This is a genomic window from Edaphosphingomonas haloaromaticamans (assembly GCF_001853345.1).
Taxonomy (GTDB): Bacteria; Pseudomonadota; Alphaproteobacteria; order Sphingomonadales; family Sphingomonadaceae; genus Sphingomonas_E; species Sphingomonas_E fennica.
This window is the reverse complement of record NZ_MIPT01000010.1, coordinates 1-2,476: the sequence shown is the minus strand read 5'-3', so window position 1 is coordinate 2,476 and position 2,476 is coordinate 1. Positions and strand designations below refer to the sequence as shown.

Below are 2,476 nucleotides of genomic sequence, written 5' to 3'. Positions count from 1 at the left end.
GGCGGGTGCCCTTGGCGTTCCCCCCGGTGGCAGCTGCCACCACCGGCAAGGCGCGGCCCTGGGCCGCTCGATCCTATGTGGCAGCTGACAGACTACTAAGCGCGCGGCCCTGGCCGCTCATTATGGCGGCGGGTTGCATGATTTTGTGTGGAATCTAAACCAGTTGCCAGATGAAACAGCAGGTGAATCAGAAATGGAGTTCGTTCGCAGAATATTTGGGGCTGTAGAGCCACGCTACCTCATCCGGGCCTATATTTTTGGCGCTCTGTTCTTCGCCTTCATGATGGCGCTAGGCCCGAAAACCCCGTTCCTGATTATCTATTTTCTGATCTGCACGGCGCTATTCCCATTTGCCAAGATGGTTTGGGACACGGCAATGGATACGATGCGCGGCAACACGATATTCGTCATGCCAGCGCTGATCCTGATCGTGCTCAAGCTGTTCATCAACATGATGCTGTGGTGCTTTGCGCTGTTCGTCGCACCCATCGGAATTTTCTTCCTCAACAGGCGCATTCGCTGATCGCAAAGGCGGGGCGGTGGCAGCTGCCACCGCCCCGAAGTTTGCGGGGAGCGCGGGAGTGAAGCGCGCTCCCCGTGCCGTCATGCCGCTTGGCTTTCGCTATCGGCGGCATCGGGCAAGGCAGAGGGTCGAAGGGCGGGGGGCAGAATGCGCCGCCCCGCAAGACGCTCGTTGACCGTCACAGCAAGGTCAGAGCGCTTCATGGTCTGGCAATTCTCTACAGCGTCGTTGCCGCAACCTTCGGCCAGCAGCTTCAAGAGCGTGGCCTTGCTAAGCTGGTCATAGAATACCTGATTAGGTTCCCACTTGTCGGCCATGTCGATCTGCGCGACCCCGACGATCTGCGCCAGCTGGCGGTCGCGGTCGCTGTGGAACGAAAGGCTCGTGATCTGCGAGGCCACGCAGTAGGCCAGCAGCCGCAATTTCGCTTCGCTGTCCATCTGGCGCATGTCGTCCAGCGTGGGTGCTTCGGCCAAGCGGTCAAGATCGGCCCTCGCGATCTCGTCAATGTCGGCAATCGTGGAATGGCCCATGACCGCATCGTCAACATGGAAGCGGTTCTTCTCGGCGGTGATTTCGGCGGCTTGTTGCCACGAATAGGCGTTGCCGCGAACCTGTCCCAAGAGGCCCGTCAAGAGCACGTCCAGCGCCAGTTCCGGGTCGCTGGCAAGGGCTTCTCGAACCGCCATCGTGCGGATGCCGCCCAGCTGATCCATGACTTTCTGCGAGTAGTCGGGCCGGGGAGGCTTGGGGCCATCGGCGGCGGTCCCCTTGGCGCTGCGGGTGAACGCGACCTGTTCGATACCGTCATGGCCGATAAAGACGATAAGGGAGTGCTCGGCCTTCTGCTCGGCAGTGAAAACGCGGCAAGCCGATACGATGGCGTCCTGCTTGCGGGTCAGGGCGCGCAACTCGTCGTCATAGTCGTGCTCGTCCTCGTCCACCTCGCTTTCCCGCTTGGCGATTGCCGCCTCGATCTCGACCAGCTGCGCGGTTTCTTCCTCGGTCGGGTCGCGCTCGCCTGCGGGTTCCAGATGGCCGCGCATCCAGTAGGAATCGGGCCGGTAGAGCTGCCCTTCTGCATCGCGCCAGCCATCTTCGCGCGCCGCCTTGGCGATGGCGTCGAGCCGATCTTGCACAAGGTCCATGACAAGGCCCGCATCATCACAATAGCGACGTTCTCCGAAAAGATCGGTGGTGAAGGTGCCGCCTGCGGCGCAATAGGCTTCCTCGCCCACAATGCGGAAATGCTTGTCGGTATCGGCAACCTTCTCCTGGGTGAGCATGGCCCGGATTTGATGGGCGTTGTCGCCGGTGCGCTTGAAAACCTCAAGCTGGCGGTCCTGATCGTCGGTCAGCGCGAAAGCCTGCGCCGCGCCCATGCCGATTTCGTCTTTCTGGAAGGCTTTGAGAATGGTCGGGTGCAGCGCCGCCAGCTTCAACACGCGGCGGACATAGGCGGGGGAGACGCCGAACGATGCTGCAACATCGTCAACGTCCTTGCCGCTGTCGATGATCGCCCGATAGGCTGCGATGGCATCGGCGGGGTGCATGTCCTCGCGCTGCGCGTTCTCGGCAAGCGAGATTTCCAGCGCCTCGTCCTTGCTGCGGATTTCAACGGGAACCTCGAAAGTGCCGGGGATGGCCTTTGCCTTCTGCAACAGCTTCAAGGCCCGGTAGCGCCGCCCTCCGGCGCAAATCCTGATTTTGCCGTCTTCGTCATAGCCGATCAGGTTTTGCAGCACGCCCCGCGCCTGAATGTCGGCCGCGAGGGCTTCGATTTCCTTGGGCTTCACCTTCCGCACGTTGAGGTCGGAAAGCGCCAGCTTGTTCAGTTGGATGGTCTGGATGGTCATTTCTCACTCCTTTAGGCGAAGCCGCTGCCTGCGGCCTGCGGCTCTGACCCGCTGGCGAAGCGCGGGATGGGGAGGGGGAAGCAAAATCGATGGGAGT

General features: G+C 61.4%; 2 protein-coding genes. One reads left to right on the top strand and one right to left on the bottom strand.

Annotated features, from left to right (window positions below; translation table 11 throughout):
* The first annotated feature begins 133 nt into the window (after nucleotides 1-133).
* Complete coding sequence (locus BHE75_RS22940) at nucleotides 134-523, top strand: hypothetical protein (protein ID WP_139181870.1); 390 nt, start codon at nucleotides 134-136, stop codon at nucleotides 521-523.
* A gap of 80 nt (nucleotides 524-603) precedes the next feature.
* On the opposite strand, the gene BHE75_RS22935 is transcribed toward BHE75_RS22940, so the two are convergent.
* A complete protein-coding gene (locus BHE75_RS22935; RefSeq protein ID WP_056379709.1) occupies nucleotides 604-2,379 on the bottom strand; it encodes a ParB/RepB/Spo0J family partition protein in 1,776 nt (591 codons plus the stop codon).
* Between the last annotated feature and the right edge of the window lie 97 nt (nucleotides 2,380-2,476).